General features: G+C 71.7%; 18 protein-coding genes. 13 read left to right on the top strand and 5 right to left on the bottom strand.

Translation table 11 applies throughout. The features are described from left to right. The first annotated feature begins 1 nt into the window (after position 1). The 6 genes from BM204_RS14020 (at position 2) to BM204_RS13995 (ending at position 6,242) form a co-directional block, all read left to right on the top strand. Positions 2–532, top strand: a complete 531-nt coding sequence (locus BM204_RS14020) for a DsrE/DsrF/DrsH-like family protein (protein ID WP_218031219.1) — start codon at positions 2–4, stop codon at positions 530–532. Between the two features lie 28 nt (positions 533–560). Further along, positions 561–983, top strand: a complete 423-nt coding sequence (locus tag BM204_RS14015; RefSeq protein ID WP_170259157.1) for a pyridoxamine 5'-phosphate oxidase family protein — start codon at positions 561–563, stop codon at positions 981–983. A gap of 38 nt (positions 984–1,021) precedes the next feature. Further along, on the top strand, positions 1,022–1,594 hold the full coding sequence (locus BM204_RS14010; RefSeq protein WP_170259156.1) for a CBS domain-containing protein: 573 nt from the start codon (positions 1,022–1,024) through the stop codon (positions 1,592–1,594). Positions 1,595–1,723: 129 nt separating this feature from the next. After that, entirely contained in the window at positions 1,724–2,644 is a 921-nt protein-coding gene (locus tag BM204_RS14005) for a universal stress protein (protein WP_091114482.1), read from the top strand. A 1-nt stretch (position 2,645) separates the two neighbouring features. Beyond that, positions 2,646–5,342: a pyruvate, phosphate dikinase gene (ppdK, locus tag BM204_RS14000; protein WP_218031225.1), complete on the top strand. Its 2,697-nt coding sequence runs from the start codon at positions 2,646–2,648 to the stop codon at positions 5,340–5,342. A 108-nt stretch (positions 5,343–5,450) separates the two neighbouring features. Then, entirely contained in the window at positions 5,451–6,242 is a 792-nt protein-coding gene (locus tag BM204_RS13995) for an isocitrate lyase/PEP mutase family protein (RefSeq protein WP_091114476.1), read from the top strand. A 74-nt stretch (positions 6,243–6,316) separates the two neighbouring features. On the opposite strand, the gene BM204_RS13990 is transcribed toward BM204_RS13995, so the two are convergent. Beyond that, positions 6,317–7,285, bottom strand: a complete 969-nt coding sequence (locus BM204_RS13990; protein ID WP_091114475.1) for an NAD(P)H-binding protein — start codon at positions 7,283–7,285, stop codon at positions 6,317–6,319. A 91-nt stretch (positions 7,286–7,376) separates the two neighbouring features. Here BM204_RS13990 and BM204_RS13985 point away from each other — a divergent pair, with 91 nt between their 5' ends. Continuing rightward, positions 7,377–7,961 carry a LysR family substrate-binding domain-containing protein gene (locus BM204_RS13985; protein WP_246166241.1) on the top strand — a complete coding sequence of 195 codons (585 nt, stop codon included), beginning with the start codon at positions 7,377–7,379 and terminating at the stop codon, positions 7,959–7,961. Between the two features lie 7 nt (positions 7,962–7,968). Here BM204_RS13985 and BM204_RS13980 read toward each other — a convergent pair whose 3' ends face one another. After that, entirely contained in the window at positions 7,969–9,405 is a 1,437-nt protein-coding gene (locus tag BM204_RS13980) for a GuaB1 family IMP dehydrogenase-related protein (RefSeq protein ID WP_091114471.1), read from the bottom strand. Between the two features lie 9 nt (positions 9,406–9,414). Next, positions 9,415–9,789 carry an ankyrin repeat domain-containing protein gene (locus tag BM204_RS13975; RefSeq protein ID WP_091114468.1) on the bottom strand — a complete coding sequence of 125 codons (375 nt, stop codon included), beginning with the start codon at positions 9,787–9,789 and terminating at the stop codon, positions 9,415–9,417. A 36-nt stretch (positions 9,790–9,825) separates the two neighbouring features. On the opposite strand from BM204_RS13975, the gene galK reads away from it, so the two are divergent. Genes galK through BM204_RS13960 form a run of 3 tightly spaced genes read left to right on the top strand, consistent with a single transcriptional unit; the run spans position 9,826 to position 12,059 of the window. Further along, a complete protein-coding gene (galK, locus tag BM204_RS13970; RefSeq protein WP_091114467.1) occupies positions 9,826–10,950 on the top strand; it encodes a galactokinase in 1,125 nt (374 codons plus the stop codon). Beyond that, positions 10,947–11,240 (top strand): hypothetical protein, encoded by a 294-nt coding sequence (locus tag BM204_RS13965; protein WP_091114464.1) that lies wholly within the window; start codon positions 10,947–10,949, stop codon positions 11,238–11,240. The genes galK and BM204_RS13965 overlap by 4 nt, the downstream gene beginning before the upstream one ends. A 3-nt stretch (positions 11,241–11,243) precedes the next feature. Continuing rightward, complete coding sequence (locus BM204_RS13960; RefSeq protein WP_091114462.1) at positions 11,244–12,059, top strand: aminoglycoside phosphotransferase family protein; 816 nt, start codon at positions 11,244–11,246, stop codon at positions 12,057–12,059. Here the strand turns inward: BM204_RS13960 and BM204_RS13955 are convergent. Next, positions 12,046–13,356, bottom strand: coding sequence for a DUF2252 domain-containing protein (locus BM204_RS13955; protein ID WP_091114459.1), 1,311 nt, complete (start codon positions 13,354–13,356; stop codon positions 12,046–12,048). The two genes, BM204_RS13960 and BM204_RS13955, sit on opposite strands and share 14 nt — an antisense overlap. Before the next feature lie 100 nt (positions 13,357–13,456). On the opposite strand from BM204_RS13955, the gene BM204_RS13950 reads away from it, so the two are divergent. From BM204_RS13950 to BM204_RS13940, 3 genes are all read left to right on the top strand, one after another. Beyond that, positions 13,457–13,744, top strand: a complete 288-nt coding sequence (locus tag BM204_RS13950; RefSeq protein ID WP_091114458.1) for a YiaA/YiaB family inner membrane protein — start codon at positions 13,457–13,459, stop codon at positions 13,742–13,744. Between the two features lie 140 nt (positions 13,745–13,884). Further along, complete coding sequence (locus BM204_RS22680; protein WP_170259155.1) at positions 13,885–14,256, top strand: hypothetical protein; 372 nt, start codon at positions 13,885–13,887, stop codon at positions 14,254–14,256. A gap of 423 nt (positions 14,257–14,679) precedes the next feature. Beyond that, on the top strand, positions 14,680–15,495 hold the full coding sequence (locus tag BM204_RS13940; RefSeq protein WP_091114454.1) for a hypothetical protein: 816 nt from the start codon (positions 14,680–14,682) through the stop codon (positions 15,493–15,495). Positions 15,496–15,622: 127 nt separating this feature from the next. Here BM204_RS13940 and BM204_RS13935 read toward each other — a convergent pair whose 3' ends face one another. Continuing rightward, positions 15,623–16,834 (bottom strand): acyl-CoA dehydrogenase family protein, encoded by a 1,212-nt coding sequence (locus tag BM204_RS13935; RefSeq protein WP_091114451.1) that lies wholly within the window; start codon positions 16,832–16,834, stop codon positions 15,623–15,625. Positions 16,835–16,867: the final 33 nt, after the last annotated feature.

Genomic DNA, 16,867 nt, shown 5'->3' with positions numbered 1-16,867 from the left:
GATGACCACCACCGACACCACGCCGACCACCACCGCCACCACACCCACCATGCCCGACTTCGGGGCACCGACCACCGACCGCACGCTCGCCATCATCTGCTCCAAGGGCAGCCTGGACATGGCCTACCCGGGGCTGATCCTCGCCAACGCCGCTCTGGGCGAAGGTGCGACCGTGCACCTGTTCTTCACCTTCTGGGGCTTCGACATGATCAACAAGCGCACGATGGCTGACCTGAAGTTCACCCCGGTCGGCAACCCGGCGACCCATCTGCCGACCGCGATCAGCGGGATGCCCGGCATGACCGCCATGGCGACCCACCAGATGCGCAAGACGATCGCCGAGCTGGACATCCCCGAGGTGCCGGAGTTCCTCGAGCAGATCGTCGACTCCGGTGGCCACCTGTGGGCCTGTCGCATGTCGGCCGACATGCAGCACCTGAGTGCCGACGACCTCTATGACGGGGTCGAGGACATCATCAGCGCCAGCGACTTCATCGAGAAGACCGACGGCGCGCAACTGCTCTTCATCTGAGCCCACCCACCACGAGAGGCACGCGACCATGACCACCATCCGAGAGCAGGGCGGCCGCCTGGCCGCGCTCATGCCGTACGACTGCTGGGCCCTCCTCAAGGGCGTGCAGGTCGGCCGTGTCGCGTGGTCGCGTCCTCAGGGGCCAGCCGTCGTGCCGGTCAACCTGACCCTGCTGGACGGTGCCCTGTGGCTGCGCACGAGCCCGGGATCGGAGCTGGTGCGCGAGGCCCTCGACCGGCCGATCTCGATCGAGGTGGACGAGGTCGACGTGGCGACGCGATCCGGTTGGAGCGTCCTGGTCCTCGGCACCGCCGAGCTCGTGATGAGCGAGGACGTGCCCGAGCACCTGCACGTCCTCGACGTCTGGCCCTCGGGCCCGCACGTCGCCTACGTGCGGGTCTCCCCCACCCAGCTGACCGGTCGCCGCCTCGGCGCCGCCACCCACCCCTGAACGAGAGAAGAGGCCGCGCCATGCTCGTCCGAGAGGCCATGAGCAGCACCCCCACGACCGTCACCCCCGACACCCGGATCAAGGCCGCACTGGCGCTGCTCGCCGAGCACCGCCTGACCGCCCTCCCCGTGGTCGACGAGCACGGTCACCTGCACGGGATGGTGAGCGAGGCCGACCTGATCCGGGAGACCCTGACCCGCGACCCCCGGCTCCACGAGATCCCGGACGGCAACGAGAGGTCCGCCTTGCCGAGGATCGTCCACGAGGTCTACACGCCCCATGCGATCAGCGTGCGCCCGGACGACGACCTGGCCGACGCGGTCGAGCTGATGACGTCCACGAGCATCAAGAGCCTGCCGGTCGTCGACGATCGCGGACGCGTCGTCGGTGTCGTCAGCCGCAGCGACGTCGTGCGGATCCTGGCGCGGGCCGACAGCGCGATCGAGACCGAGGTCCTCACGATGATGCGCGACCTCGGGCACGACAGCTGGCTCGTCGAGGTCGAGGCCGGCGTCGTCCGCGTCGACGGCCCCTCCGGCACCAGCGAGGAGGCCCTCGCGTCCCTGGCAGCTCGCGCGGTTTCCGGCGTCGTGGACGTACGCATCGGTTGAGGACCTGCCGGGGATCCGGAGCGGCAGGACCATCGGCCCCGGGCCCCGGGACCAACGCCCCTGATCGCCACGCGGGCACGCCGCGAGGCTGGGACCGACAGGTCGAACCGCTGGCACCCAGGAGTCCCCATGAGCACCGAGCACGTCCCCGTAGGCAGCATCGTCGTCGGCATCGACGGGTCGGCACCCTCGGAGGCAGCCCTCGACTGGGCCGCCTCGGAGGCAGCCCTGTCCCGGCGTCCGCTCGTCATCGCCCACGCGGCACCCTTCCCGGCCGCTTCCGGGAGCGCCTGGCTCGGCACGATGGGCATCGACCCGGCGCTCGTCCACGAGCAGCTCCGTGCCGAGTCGAGGGCCCTGCTCGACACCGCCACCGAGCGGGTCACCGCGGCCCACCCCGACCTCGTCGTGCACGCCTCCATGCGCCTGGCCGACCCGCGCCAGGCCCTGCTCGACCACACCGCCGAGGCCCACCTCATCGTGGTGGGGTCGCGCGGCCTCGGCCCGATGCGCAGCTTCCTCCTCGGCTCGGTGAGCCTCGCGCTGTCGAAGCACTCCTCATGCCCGGTGGTCGTCGTCCGTCAGCGTGAGGAGGCGCCGGCCCCGGGAGGCGTGCTCGTGGCGCTCGAGAAGGGTGACGCCGGCGTGCTGGAGCTCGCCTTCGAGGTCGCCGACGCCCGCTCGCTGCCCCTGACCGTGCTGCACTGCTTCTGGGACGTGGTGAAGGTGTCCCAAGGCGCCGTCGACGTGCCCGACGACGAGCCAGGGGTCGAGACGGAGCGTCAGCTCCTCGCCGCTGCTGTGGCTCCGCTGCGCGAGAAGTACCCCAACGTTCCCGTCCACCTGCAGCTCACCCGCGGCTTCGTCGACGCCCGCCTGATCACCGCCTCCGCCACCGCCGACCTGATCGTCGTCGGTCACCAGGCCAAGCCGTTTCTCGACGAGGTGATCTACGGCTCGGTCGCCCCGGTGATCGTCGAGCACGCCGCGTGCTCGGTCGCCGTGGTGCCCCAGTTCGACGGGACCCGGACCGATGTCACAGCTCACTGAGGTGGCCGGCACCTACGTCTTCGGCTTCGCCGAGGGCAACCGGGACCTCAAGGACCTCCTGGGCGGCAAGGGGGCCAACCTCGCCGAGATGACGCGGCTCGGCCTGCCGGTGCCCCCCGGGTTCACGATCACCACCGAGGCCTGCCGCTCCTACCTGACCGACGGGCAGGAGCCCGCGGAGCTCGACGCCGAGATCAGCCGGCACCTCGGCCGGCTGGAGGAGGCCATGGGACGCACCCTCGGCGACCCCCACGACCCGCTCCTCGTCTCGGTCCGGTCCGGCGCCAAGTTCTCCATGCCCGGGATGATGGAGACGGTCCTCGACATCGGCCTCACCGACGTCTCCGTGCTCGGCCTCGCCCGCCGGCACGGGGACGAGCGCTTCGCCTTCGACTCCTACCGCCGCCTGCTCCAGATGTTCGGCGCCACCGTGCTGGGCATGGACGGCGCCCTCTTCGCCGCTGCCCTCGACGCGGTCAAGGCCCGCCGCGGCGCCGCACTCGACCTGGAGCTGGAGGTCGACGACCTGCATGAGCTCGTCGCCCTGTTCCATGGGCTCATCCGCGAGCACACGGGACGCGACTTCCCGCAGGACCCCCGTGAGCAGCTGCGTCTGGCCGTCCGCGCCGTCTTCGGGTCCTGGCACACCGACCGTGCCGCGCTCTACCGCCGCCAGGAGGGCATCCCCGAGAACCTCGGCACCGCCGTCAACGTGCAGGCGATGGTCTTCGGCAACCGTGGAATGACCTCTGGCTCCGGAGTCTGCTTCACCCGTGACCCGGCCTCCGGGCGACGAGGAGCCTACGGCGACTACCTCCAGAACGCCCAGGGCGAGGACGTGGTGGCGGGCATCCGCAACACGGTGCCCCTGGCCGACCTCGCCGCGATCGACCCGCCGGCGTACGCGGCCCTGCTGGGGCACCTGGCCACCCTCGAGCATCACTACGCCGACCTCTGCGACGTCGAGTTCACGATCGAGGAGAACACCCTGTGGATGCTCCAGACCCGCGTGGGGAAGCGCACCCCCGAGGCCGCCTTCCGGATCGCAGCGACCATGCTCGACGAAGGCCTCATCGATGCCGACGAGGCGTTGCGTCGCGTCTCCGGCGCCCAGCTGGCCCAGCTGCTCTTCCCCCGCTTCGACCCCAACGCGGAGCGGACGCTCGTGGCGACGGGCATGAACGCTTCCCCCGGCGCAGCCGTGGGCCGCGTCGTCCTGGACTCCGACACCGCTGTCGCCTGGGCGGCACGCGGTGAGCGCGTGGTCCTCGTGCGGTCGGAGACGACTCCCGACGACTTGCGCGGCATGGTCGCAGCCTCTGGGATCCTGACCAGTCGAGGCGGCAAGACCTCCCACGCGGCCGTGGTGGCGCGCGGCATGGGCCGCACCTGCGTGTGCGGAGCCGAGTCCGTCCGGGTCGACCTGGACCAGCGGGTCCTGCACCTGCGCGGCGGTAGGACCATCGCCGAGGGCGACACCATCTCGCTCGACGGCACGACCGGCGAGGTGTTCCTCGGTGACGTGCCCGTCGTCGACTCGACCCTGGTCCGCCACCTCGAGGGCGAGGACGTCGACGACGACCTCGTGCGGGCGGTGAGCCGCCTGCTCGCGCACGCGGACGACGTACGACGCCTCGAGGTGCACGCCAACGCGGACACTCCCGCGGATGCAGCCCGGGCACGTCGCTTCGGCGCCCAGGGCGTCGGCCTGTGCCGCACGGAGCACATGTTCCTCGGCGAGCGCCGCATCCTCGTAGAGGACCTCATCCTGGCCGACGACGACGCCGCTCGGACTGCGGCCCTGGACCGGCTCTTCCCGCTGCAGCGCGAGGACTTCGCAGGTGTCCTCCAGGCGATGGACGGCCTGCCGGTGACGATCCGGCTGATCGACCCGCCGCTCCACGAGTTCCTCCCCGACCTCACGGACCTGTCGGTCAGTGTCGCGCTCGAGGACCTGCGCGGGCCCGAGGTCGAGCGGCACCACCAGCTGCTGGCCGCCGTGCGCCGGCTCCACGAGCAGAACCCGATGCTCGGCCTGCGCGGGGTGAGGCTCGGCATCGTGATCCCCGGGCTCGTCGCGATGCAGGTCCGCGCGGTCCTCGAGGCGGCCGCCGACCTGATCGAGGCCGGCGGTGACCCCCGACCGGAGATCATGGTGCCGCTGGTGGCCAGCGAGCGTGAGCTCACGCTGGTGCGCGCCACGATCGAGACCGTTGCCGCCGAGGTACAGCTGGCACGGGGGCTCGTGGTGCCCCACACCATCGGCACCATGATCGAGCTGCCGCGCGCCGCCGTGACGGCCGACCGGATCGCCACCGCCGCAGAGTTCTTCTCCTTCGGCACCAACGACCTCACCCAGATGACCTGGGGCTTCTCCCGCGACGACGTCGAGGCCGCGTTCTTCTCCAGCTACCTCGAGCACCGGATCTTCGACTCCTCGCCGTTCGAGACGATCGACGTCGAGGGGGTCGGGGGGCTCATGCGCACCGCCGTGCGCCTGGGCAGGAAGACGCGCCCGGACCTCGGGCTCGGCGTCTGCGGAGAGCACGGTGGCGATCCGGCATCGATCCACTTCTTCGACGAGATCGGGCTCGACTACGTCTCCTGCTCGCCGTTCCGGGTGCCGGTCGCACGGTTGGAGGCCGGCCGTTCCGCGCTCGCCGCACGCCGTCGGGGGGACCTCGCGCCCGAGTCGTGAGACGGCCGGGAAGTTCCCGCCCCCCTCGTAGGTTGGCCAGGAGTCCGGCACCGACGCCGGACGCGGTCGGGTGCGTCCCGTCCGCACCATCACGACGAGAGGCATCCCGTGACTGACACCGACACCGACCTCGCCGCCCAGGCCACCGAGCTGCTCCGCCTCCACCAGTCCGCTGAGCTGCTGACCGTGGTCAATGTGTGGGACACCATCACCGCGACCGTCGTCAGCGACATCGCCGGGACCAAGGCGCTGGCCACCGCCAGCCACTCGATCGCCGCGTCGCGCGGCTACGAGGACGGCGAGAAGATCCCCGTCGACGAGATGATCGCCGAGGTTGCGCGCATCGCGAAGGCCACCTCACTGCCGCTGTCCGCGGACCTCGAGGGCGGCTACGGCGACGCCCCCGAGATCATCCGCAAGGCGATCGGCGTCGGCGTGGTCGGTGCCAACCTCGAGGACCAGATGAAGCCGCTGGCCGAGGCCGCCGCCCAGGTCGGGGCCGTGATGAAGGCCGCTGCCGAGGCCGGCGTGCCCGATTTCGTCCTCAACGCCCGCACCGACGCCTTCGTCAAGGCCGGCGACCGTGACCCCGCCGAGGTGCTCGCCGACGCGATCGAGCGCAGCAAGGCCTACCTCGACGCCGGGGCGCCCGTCGTGTTCGTGCCGGGCCGGCTCAACGAGGAGCAGGTCACCGCACTCGTCGATGCCCTCGGTCCGCAGAAGCTCACCCTGATCGGCATCCCCGGCATCCCCTCGCTGGCCCGCCTGCAGGAGCTCGGTGTCGCCCGCGTGTCCTACGGCCCGATGTCGCAGAACGTCGCGCTGACCGCGCTCGCCAAGCTGGTCGAGGCGGTCCACGCCGGCGGCGGTGTCCCCGAGGACATGCGCAAGCTCAACTGAGCCACCCAGCACCACCCCAGCAACACCCCAGCAGCACCGACGACGGGGCGGCCTTCGGAGCTGGTCGGAGCCGATCAGCCGAAGGTCGTCCCGACCCATGCGGGATCGCTGACGGCCTGGCCCTGGATGTCACCGTCGACGTCGGTCGCCCGGGTCTGACCGGCGAGCGAGCGACGTATCGCCTCGTCGATGCCGAGGAAGACGTGCCCGGCCGCGAGGTCGTCCTTGACGTCGTCCTCGGTGCAGACCATGTCGTGCGACAGGCTGTGCACCAGGGCCCGGACGGTCGTGCGCGGCACGCCGGAGATGAATGCCACGGCCTCGCCGACCAGGCTCGTGGGGGCCATCGGGACGAGCAGCTGCACCCGCTCCAGCCCCGCGACGGCGGCGAAGCGGTCGAGCAGCTCGCGGTAGGTCAACACCTCGTCGCCGCCGACGTCGTAGGCGCGGTTGCGCGGCTCACCCTGGAGACAACGCACCAGCAGCTGCACCACGTCCTCGACGGCGACCGGCTGGATGGCGCGCTGCATCCACACCGGGACCGGCGTGACGGGCAGACGCTCGCTGACCCGGCGCATCAGCTCGAACGACGTCGAACCGGCGCCGATCACCATCGCGGCACGCAGCACCGTCGACGGGACCGTCGAGTCGAGGAGGACCTGCTCCACCTCCTGGCGCGAGCGCAGGTGGTCGGAGAGGCGTCCGGGAGGAACCAGTCCGGAGAGGTAGACGATGCGTCCCACCCCGGCGTACTCGCACGCCGCCGCGACGTAGTGGGCCGCCTCCCGGTCACGTTTGAGGAACTCTCCCGCACCCATGGAGTGCACCAGGTAGATCACGGCGTCGAGGTCACGCACGGCCAGGTGGACCGACACGGTGTCCTCGACGTCGAAGAGCCGGCGCTCGACCTGGTCGGCCCAGGTGAAGCGGTCGACGGCGTCGAGGTCGCGCGCACCGACCACCACGTCGTGACCGGCCGCCAGCAGGGCCGGCACCAACCGCGACCCGACGTAGCCGGTCGCGCCCGTCACGAGCACCCGCATGTCGTCACCCTCGTCCGTCTCCTCACGCAGCGCCCCGCGCTCTGTCGGGCTCGACGGTAGCCAGCGCGACCTACTGCTCCATACTCGGGCCGTGGACTCTCCTGCCTTCCGCGTCGGCTTCGTCACCGGCGCCACCCCCGACAAGTGGGCCGGCACCTGGCGCGAGCGCCACCGCCGCCTGCCGCTCCAGCTAGTCCCCGTCACGGAGGACGAGCAGGAGGAGGGCCTGCGCAACGGTGACCTCGACGTCTGCCTGGTCCGGCTGCCGATCAACCGCGACGGCCTGCACTGCATCCCGCTGTACGACGAGGTCCCCGTCGTCGTCGCCGGGCACGAGCACCTCGTCTCGGCCGCCGACGAAGTGTCGTTGGACGACCTCACCGACGAGCAGCTGGTGCTTCCCCACGCCTCCGGGTGGGTGCCGACCGCTGATCAGCTCGAGTGGCCACCGATGTCGGTCAAGGACGCCGTGGACGTCGTGGCCTCCGGCACCGGGGTGCTGCTGGTGCCCATGTCCGTGGCCCGCCTGCACCAGCGCAAGGACGTCGTCTCACGCCCTGTCATCGACCTGCCCCCGACCAAGGTCGGGCTCTCGTGGCGCGTGGACGACGACGACGAGCGGGTGCAGACCTTCATCGGCATCGTCCGTGGCCGCACGGCGCGCTCCTCGCGCTGATCGCACCTCACCAGGACGTGGCGAGCGGGCGGCCCTCCTGGTAGCCGGCCGCCGACTGGACCCCGACCACCGCACGCTCGTGCAGCTCGGCGAGGGTCGTCGCGCCGGCGTAGGTCGCAGCGGAGCGGACGCCGGAGCAGATGTGGTCGATGAGGTCCTCGACGCCGGGCCGGTCGCGGTCGAGATACATCCGCGACGACGAGATGCCCTCTTCGTAGAGACCCTTGCGCGCCCGGTCGTAGGCCGACTCGGTCAAGGTGCGGTTGGCGACCGCGCGCGCCGACGCCATGCCGAAGGAGACCTTGTAGGAGCGGCCCTTCGAGTCGGTCAGCAAGTCACCCGGTGACTCGTGGGTGCCGGCGAACCACGACCCGACCATCACCGACGAGGCTCCCGCGGCGAGCGCGAGCGCGACGTCGCGCGGGTGACGCACCCCACCGTCGGCCCAGACGTGCTTGCCGAGGTCACGAGCGGCCGCGGCGCACTCGAGGACAGCGGAGAACTGCGGTCGTCCGACCCCGGTCATCATCCGCGTGGTGCACATGGCGCCCGGGCCGACGCCCACCTTGACGATGTCGGCACCGGCCTCGACCAAGGCCCGCGTGCCCTCTGCCGAGACGACGTTTCCGGCCGCGACGGGCACCCTCGGGTCCAGGGAGCGTACGGCGCGCAGTGCGTCGACCATCCGGTCCTGGTGACCGTGCGCGGTGTCCACGACCAGACAGTCCGCCCCGGCGGCCAGGAGGGCCGCGGCCCTCTGCGCGACATCGCCGTTGACGCCCACGGCGGCCGCGACCCGCAGCCCACCCGACTCGTCCACGGCGGGCGTGTAGAGCGTCGCCCGCAGCGCACCGGTGCGGGTCAGCACCCCGGCGAGCGTGCCGTCGGCGTGGACCGCCACCGCGAGGGCCGAGCGGGACTGGTCGATCGCGTCGAAGGCGTCGCGCGGGTCGGTGTCGGCGCTGATGAGGACCGGGCGGGGGTTCATCACGTGCTCGACCTGCGCGAAGCGGTCGACGTCGGCGCAGTCGGCCTCCGACACCACGCCCACGGGCCGTCCCTGGTCGACCACGACGGCCGCCCGGTGCGAGCGCTTCGGGATCAGCGAGAGCGCCTCGGCCACGGTCTGGTGGCGGGTCAGCTCGATCGGGGTGTCGAAGACCAGGTGCCGCGTCTTGACGTCGGCGATGACCTTGGCGACCACGGGGATCGGGATGTCCTGAGGAATCACCACGATGCCGCCGCGCCGCGCGACGGTCTCGGCCATCCGCTTCCCGGCGATGGCGGTCATGTTGGCGACCACGAGCGGCAGCGTCGCGCCGGTTCCGTCGGACGTCGCGAGGTCGACGTCGTAGCGGCTCGCGATCGCGCTGTGACGCGGCACCATGAAGACGTCGTCGTAGGTCAGGTCGTGGTCGGGGATCTGGTCGTGGAGGAAGCGCACGGGCCGAGCCTATGCCGGGTCAGGCCTCGCCGGCTCCCGCTCGAAGTAGGCCGCCGTCTCGCGCGCGCTCGGGGACCCGGCATCGAGGTCTGCGCCCACCGCGCGGAGCGCTGCCACGACGGCCTCCTCACCCTTGAAGAGCGCTCCTGCGAGGGGCGACTGACCGCGGTCGTTGAGCCGGTCGACGTCGGCTCCCCGGGCCGCCAGCGCGGTGACCACCTCGACGTGCCCGTGATAGGCGCCGAGCATCAGCAGCGTGTTGCCCGACGCGTCCGTGAGGTCCACCGGCACCCCGGCCTCGACATAGGCGACGAGCCGCTCGCTCTCTCCCTGGCGGGCGAGCGCGAACATCTGGTGCGCGAGGTCGACGAGCTCCGGATCCATCCCCTCATCATGGCAAGCCTCCTCTAGGGTTGCCCGATGACCGCCCGGAGCAGGACGTCTCCCGCCAGGACCACCGTGGGCAGGGCACCGGGCCGCGTGAACCTGATCGGTGAACACACCGACTACAACGCCGGCCTGTGCCTGCCGCTGGCCCTCTCCTACGCCACGACGGTGCGCGCGACCGTCCGCGTTGACCGCGCGGTCAGCGTGCGCAGCGCACAGGTGGACGAGCCCTGGACCGGGACCCTCGACGACGTCGGGCCCGGGCAGGTCGAGGGATGGGCGTCGTACGCCGTGGGCGTGCTGTGGGCGCTGCGGGAGTCCGGCTGGGAGGTTCCCGGCGTCGACCTCGAGGTGGACAGCACCGTCCCGATGGGGGCCGGCCTGTCGAGCTCGGCCGCGTTGGAGTGCGCCGTGGCCGTGGCCGTCGCCGACCTGCTCGACCACGACCTCACGCCTGAGCTGCGCCGCACCCTGGTCGAGGCCTGCCGACGCGCCGAGAGCGAGGTCGCCGGCGCCCCCACCGGTGGGCTCGACCAGACCGTGTCGCTCCTCGCGAGCCCGGGCTCAGCGCTCCTCATCGACTTCCGCGACGGCTCCACCCGTGACGTGCCGCTCGGCTGGGACGACGCCGGGCTGCGGCTGCTCGTCGTCGACACGCGGGTCTCGCACGCCCTCGTCGACGGTGGCTACGCCGCCCGCCGAGCGGACTGCGAGGCCGCCACAGCGGCCCTGGGTCTCCCGTCCCTGCGCGAGGCGACGCTCGCGGACCTCGACCGCGTCGAGCACCCGCGCGAGCGCGGCCGGGCGCGCCACGTCGTCACGGAGAACGCCCGGGTCGAGGAGGCGGTCGTCGCGATCGGTGAGCTCGACTGGACCCGCCTCGGCACGCTCATGACGGCCTCGCACGTCTCGCTGCGCGACGACTTCGAGGTGTCCTGCCACGAGCTGGACCTGGTCGTCGACACCGCGCTGCAGGCCGGTGCCCTGGGGGCCCGCATGACGGGTGGCGGCTTCGGTGGCTCGGCGATCGCCCTGGTGCCGGCCGAGCGCGCGGACGCGGTGGCCCGCGCGGTCGACCTCGCCTTCGTGGCCGCGGGGCTGGGTGCGGTGCACCACCTCGACGCCGTCCCCAGCGGGCCCGCGGGGATCGTCGCGTGAGGTGTCCCGCAGCGCTCGACACCGCCCGCTCGCTCGTCGCGGGCCGCTTCCCCGACGCACGCCAGGCGTGGTTGTCCGGGTCGGTGGTCCACGACTCGGCGACCGGCATGCCGTCGCGGGACGGCGACGGCGACCCCGCACTGCGCCAGGAGTGTGCGGCAGTCCTCCTCGTCGGTCCCCCGGCGATGACCGACGACGCGCTCACGCGCTACACGTTGACCGACCTGGTCTGTGGACGACGCTGGTCAGGCTTCCGGCTCGATGCTCCGGCCGCGGCCCTGGAGGCCTGAGCAGTGGTACAGACGACGCACGACCTCGACCTCAGGCCCGAGCGGGTGACGAAGACCTTCCGATCGCGCCACGGTGACGAGGCGGAGCGCGAGTGGACCGCGCTGACCGCCCTCGCGCGGCACGCGTCGGGGCTGGCACCGGAGCCCGTCGGGCGTCACGACGACGCAGGCAGACCGGTGGTGGTGATGACGCGGGTCGCGGGCGAGCCCCTGGGGGCCGTTCCGCTGACGGGGCACCAGCTCGACGCCCTGGCCGTGGCGCTGCGCAGGTTGCACGACGCGCTCCCGGCCGACGAGCTCGCGGCGGTGCCGGTGCGCCGGGCCGACCAGGCGAGCTTCGTTGCCGAGCTGCGCACCTGGATCGCCGAGGACCTGCCGGCCGTCCCGGCGGCCGTCGAGAGGGCCCTGGTCGCGGGCAGGGCCTGGCTGGGCGGGCCCGAGGCCGACCTGCTGGCGGCGGGACCCGTCGACCGGGTCTTCACCCACGGCGACGGCAACATCGCCAACCTGCTGTGGGACGGGCAGCGATGCCACGTGGTGGACTTCGAGGACGCCGGCCTCAGCGACCCCGCCTACGAGGTCGCCGACCTGCTCGAGCACGTCTCGGTCTGGCTGCGCGGGATCGTGCGGCCCGAGGACCTGGTGGCGCGCCTGGACCTGAGCCACGCGCAGCTGCGTCGCGTCCTGGTCTCGCGCCGGCTGTTCGCGACGTTCTGGCTGCTGATGCTGCTGCCCGGCAACCCCGGGCACGACCGCAACCCGGCGGGGAGCCTGGAGCGCCAGGCGGCGCGCCTGCTCGACCTGCTCAGGTCGACGTGATCCCGATGCGGCCCTCGCGGAAGGACGCGACGAAGGACGCGTGGTCCTCGCGCACCTGGGTCGCGTAGGACATCCCGAAGTCGGTGACCCACCGGACGAACTCCCGGCGCCGACCCTGCACGCTCGCCGCGATCACCTCCTCGACCTGGAAGTCGACGAGGTCCTGGTCGCTGTCCTCGTCGGAGGCGCAGTGGATCTTGGCGGTGGCCCGGCCGAGCAGGTCGACGACCTTGGCGATCTCGTCGGGCTCGATCAGGTTGGACCAGTCGAGGTCGACCTCGTAGGGCGAGACCTCCGCGACCACGTAGCCCACGCCGTCGAGCTCGGTGTAGCCCAGCATCGGGTCGGTGTGCACCTGCAGGGCCCGCTGGCTCACGACCGTGCGGTGACCCTCGTGGTCGAAGTAGCGTTCGACCTCGGCGGAGTCGATGAACCGGCTCAGGGCGGGCACGTTGGCCTGCTTCATGGAGAGCACCACGTCGTTGTCGAGCGCCTGGCTGTAGCCCTCCACGAGCACGTTGTACGCCGGGAGGCCGGCGCTGCCGATGCCGAAGCCGGACTTGCCCACGACGTCACGCAGCTCGTAGAAGAGGTCTCGGTCGGAACGCCGACGCTCGGGGATCGTCTCCAGGTAGGCCTCGAAGGCCTGGACGACCTTGGCTCGCTCGCGCTTGCCCAGCCGACGCACGCCACCGCCGGCGGCGAACATCCGCACCCCGTCGATCTCGATGGTGTTGTCCGCCAGCAGGTCGGAGCGACGCTGGTGGCGCGCCAGCAGCAGCGCCTGGTGGATCGGTCCCTCCGTGTTGGCCAGGTTGAGGGCGAAGTCGTCCTCCTCGCTGTCGACGTACTCGTCGACCTGGGAGAGGTAGGAGCGCACGTAGCGTCCGATCAGCTTCTCCACGTCGTCGGTCGGCAGCGCCTTCTGCCACCCGACCAGGGCCAACGAGGCGGCGAAGCGCTGGAGGTCCCAGACGAAGCGGCCCAGGTAGGCCTCGTCGAAGTCGTTGATGTCGAAGACCAGGCGTCCGTCGGAGTTGAGGTAGGTGCCGAAGTTCTCGACGTGCAGGTCGCCGTGGACCCAGATCCGACCGCTGCGCTCGTCGCTGTAGGGGTCTTCCTGCTCGGTCACGTCGGCGTAGAACAGGCAGGCACTGCCGCGGTAGAACGCGTGCGGGTCGGCGGCCATCTTGCGGAACTTCACGCGGAAGGCGGCGGGGTCGGCCTCCATCAGCGGCGCGAAGGCGTCGGTGAGGACGGAGACGATCTGGTCGGCACGCTCGTCGGTGGCGGTCATGGCTCCGACCCTGTCACGGGACCGGTTGAGACCGCGTACTCAGGAGCGGCCGGGCAGCCGGACAGGTCCCTCGGGCGGCGGCCCCGACCAGGCTGGGGCCATGAGCACACCGACCCCCTCCAAGAACACCAACGCCTTCTTCGCCCAGGCCGCCATCTCCTTCGGCGTCGCCCTCCTGACCATGGTCGTGGCGGTCCTCTACCTGCCGGTCGACCCGTGGATCCGGGCGTTCCTCGGCCTCGGCACGATGTACCTCACGACCTCCGCGTTCACCCTCGCCAAGTGCGTGCGCGACTCCCAGGAGAACCAGTACGTCGTCTCCCGCCTCGACCAGGCTCGCGTCGACAAGATCCTGGCCGAGCACGACCCCTTCCGCGCCGTCTCCTGATCGCTCCCCCTGCACCGTCCCCCGGGCGGGCGCGCCGTCTCCCCCGATGGCGCGCCCGCCCTCGTCATGTGCTCGGGGCTGGTTGAATCGACCCACGACCGGTCGACCAGGTGCGGTCGCCCATGACGAGGGAGCATCCCGTGGCAGCACGACCCACCGACCGCATCGTCATCGTCGCCACCGGGGCCTTGGCCCTCGGCCGGAGCCTTGGCATCAAGGCCGCCAGAGCGGCCCAGCCGCTCCTCGCGCGCGCCGTGGGCGCGGTGCGCACACGGGTCGAGCCGCCGGCTTCCCCGGTCGCGCCGGTCGCGCCGGACCCAGCCGCGTCGACGGCTCCCCCCGCGGCAGCCCCGGCGACGGCTCCGGCCTCCGCTCCGACGCCCCGGACGGTCGCCAAGAACATCGCACCGCACCCGCCCGCACCGCCGAGCGGCGCCTCCAAGAAGAAGCCCACCCCCGGCGCCAAGCTGCCCGTCCGCAAACCACCCCTCGCCTCGAGGCCTGGGGCCTGACACGCCCCGGCTGCCGGATCCCGCGCTCGTCGTGCTCGTGGGGGCGGCTGGTTCCGGAAAGTCCACCGGGCACGGTCGCGCTACCGGGACGACGAGGTCGTCTTTTCCGACGCCCTGCGCGGTGTGGTCGGCGGTGGACCGCACGACCTCGAGGCCAGTCGGCGGGAGCGGCGTGCGCTCCGGATCGCCGCGCGGGCACCGGGGCTGAGCAGCGCGACCGCTACGTCGCCCTCGCGGACCTCGGTGTGGACACCGTCTTCGTCGGCGTGGTCGATCTCGAGGGACCTGGGGACGTCAGTCGCTTGGCCCCCATGACAGCGTGAGGGATGTCTCGCCACGGCATGCGAGCGCTGCACTCGGGTACTGCCCGGGAGACGCGGTGTCGCTGCCGCCGCCCACCGACCACGACCCGAAGGAGCCACTGTGGCCTGCAAGAACCCGCTCGGCAAGATCAAGGACACCGCGATCGGCACCGCCAAGCTGCCGTTCACCGCGGCAGAGAAGGCCGTCTCGTCGGTCGTCGGTGGCGCCACAAGCGGCGTCGCACTCGGCAAGGCCGCGGTCGGTCAGGTCGCCAGCTTGGCCGGCGACGCCGTCACGGGTCTGATCCCCGGGAAGAAGTCCAAGTCGGCTGCTCCCGCGCCGATCGTCGAGCCGGCCGCGGCGGCACCGGTCAAGGCTGCGCCCGCTGCTGCTCCCATGGCCTCCGCTGCTCCCCAGTCCCGCGCGGCGAAGCCGAAGCCCGTGGCCGGATCTGCCAAGACCGGTGGCGACCCCATCAAGGCCTCGGGCAAGAAGCCGGACGCCGTCACGCCTGCTCCGACCGCGAAGAAGGCCCCCGCGGTGGCGAAGGCACCGGCGAAGAAGGCACCGGCTGCCAAGAAGGCCCCCGCCAAGGCAAGGACCAAGCCCGCGTCCTCCGGCGCCGGTGAGCCGACGGCCGTCAACCCCGTCGAGGCACTCGGTCTCGACCCGTCTCCGGTCGCCGCGACGTCGCCGGCAGCTCCGCCGGCCCCGGTCACCACGATCGACGCCGGCGCTGACGCCAGCGAGGTCGCCGTCACGCCCGCCGACATCGCGTCCTCGGTGGCGAAGGGTCCCGCTGCCACGAAGGCCCCGGCCAAGAAGACCCCGCCGAAGAAGACCCCGGCTGCGACCAAGGCTGCTGCCAGCGGCGCGGGGGACAGGCTCCCGCCACGGGCGAAGAGCGACACGGCCACGGGGACCGACCAGGCCTGACAGCCTGGCGAAGCGGCTGAAGGAATCGGCCTGTGTGACGAGAGCGGCGGTACGCCCTGAGGCCTACCGCCGCTCTTGTCGTCCTGGTGCCGCTTCCCCCGGATGCGGGACGGGGCCACCTCGTCCGCTACTTCAGCTCGGCGCTGGACAGCCCGAGGACCCGGCGGGCCACGATGAGCTGCTGGATCTGCTGGGTGCCCTCGAAGATGTCGAGGATCTTGGAGTCTCGGCTCCACTTCTCGAGCAGCTCGGTCTCGCTGTAACCGATGGAGCCGGCCAGCTCGACACAGCTGAGCGTGATGTCGGAGCCCACGCGGCCCGCCTTCGCCTTGGCCATGGAGGCCTCGAGGGAGTTGGGCTCGCGGTTGTCGGCCATCCACGCCGCCTGCAGGGTGAGCAGGTAAGCGCCCTCCCAGTCGGCCTCCATCTGGAGGAACTTCGCGGCCGCCGCGGACTGCACGATCGCGGGGCGGTCGTAGTCGACGACGACGCCCGACTGCTCCAGCAGGTCGCGGGTCAGATCGAGCGAGGCCCGGGCGCACCCGATCGCCATCGCCGCCACCAGCGGGCGCGTGTTGTCGAAGGTCGCCATCGCGCCGGCGAAACCCTGCTTCACGTCGACCTCGGCCGAGCCGAGGAGGTTCTCGGCGGGCACGCGGCAGTTCTCGAAGGTGATCGTCGCGGTGTCGGAGGCGCGGATCCCGAGCTTGTGCTCGAGGCGGTCGACGCGCATACCGGGCGTGCCCTTCGGCACGACGAACGACTTGATGGCAGCCCGGCCCAGGTCACGGTCGAGGGTGGCCCACACGACGATGGCGTCGGCGCGGTCACCCGCCGTCACGTAGATCTTCTCCCCGTTGATCACGTAGTGATCGCCGTCGAGCGTGGCCGTGGTCCGGATGTTCGCCGAGTCGGACCCGACACCGGGCTCGGTGATCGCCATGCCGGCCCAGACGCCCTCGAAGCGCTCGAGCTGCTCGGGGTTGGCGACCGAGGCGATGGCGGAGTTGCCGAGGCCCTGGCGGGGCATCGAGAGCAGCAGGCCCACGTCGCCCCAGCACATCTCGGCGATCGACATCACGGAGGCGAGGTTGGCGCCGTTCTTGATCGTCGTGTCACCGTCGCTCTCCTCGCGGCGTACGCCGGCGGCACCCGCACCCTCGGAGGCGCCGGAGTCGGAGAGGCCGTCGATCATCGCGGCCAGCATGTCGAGCTCCTGGGGATACTCGTGCTCGGCCTGGTCGTACTTGCGCGAGATCGGGCGCAGCATGTTCATCGCGACCTGGTGGGCCTGGCCCACGAGTGGACGGAACTTCTGGGGGTCATCGAGGTTGATCATCGGCTTTTCGGGGTCCCCTCGGGATGGTGGATG

This window comes from Nocardioides psychrotolerans (assembly GCF_900113685.1).
GTDB classification, from domain to species: Bacteria; Actinomycetota; Actinomycetes; order Propionibacteriales; family Nocardioidaceae; genus Nocardioides; species Nocardioides psychrotolerans.
Note: the sequence above shows the minus strand (reverse complement) of the source record. Positions and strands in the feature narration are given on the sequence as shown.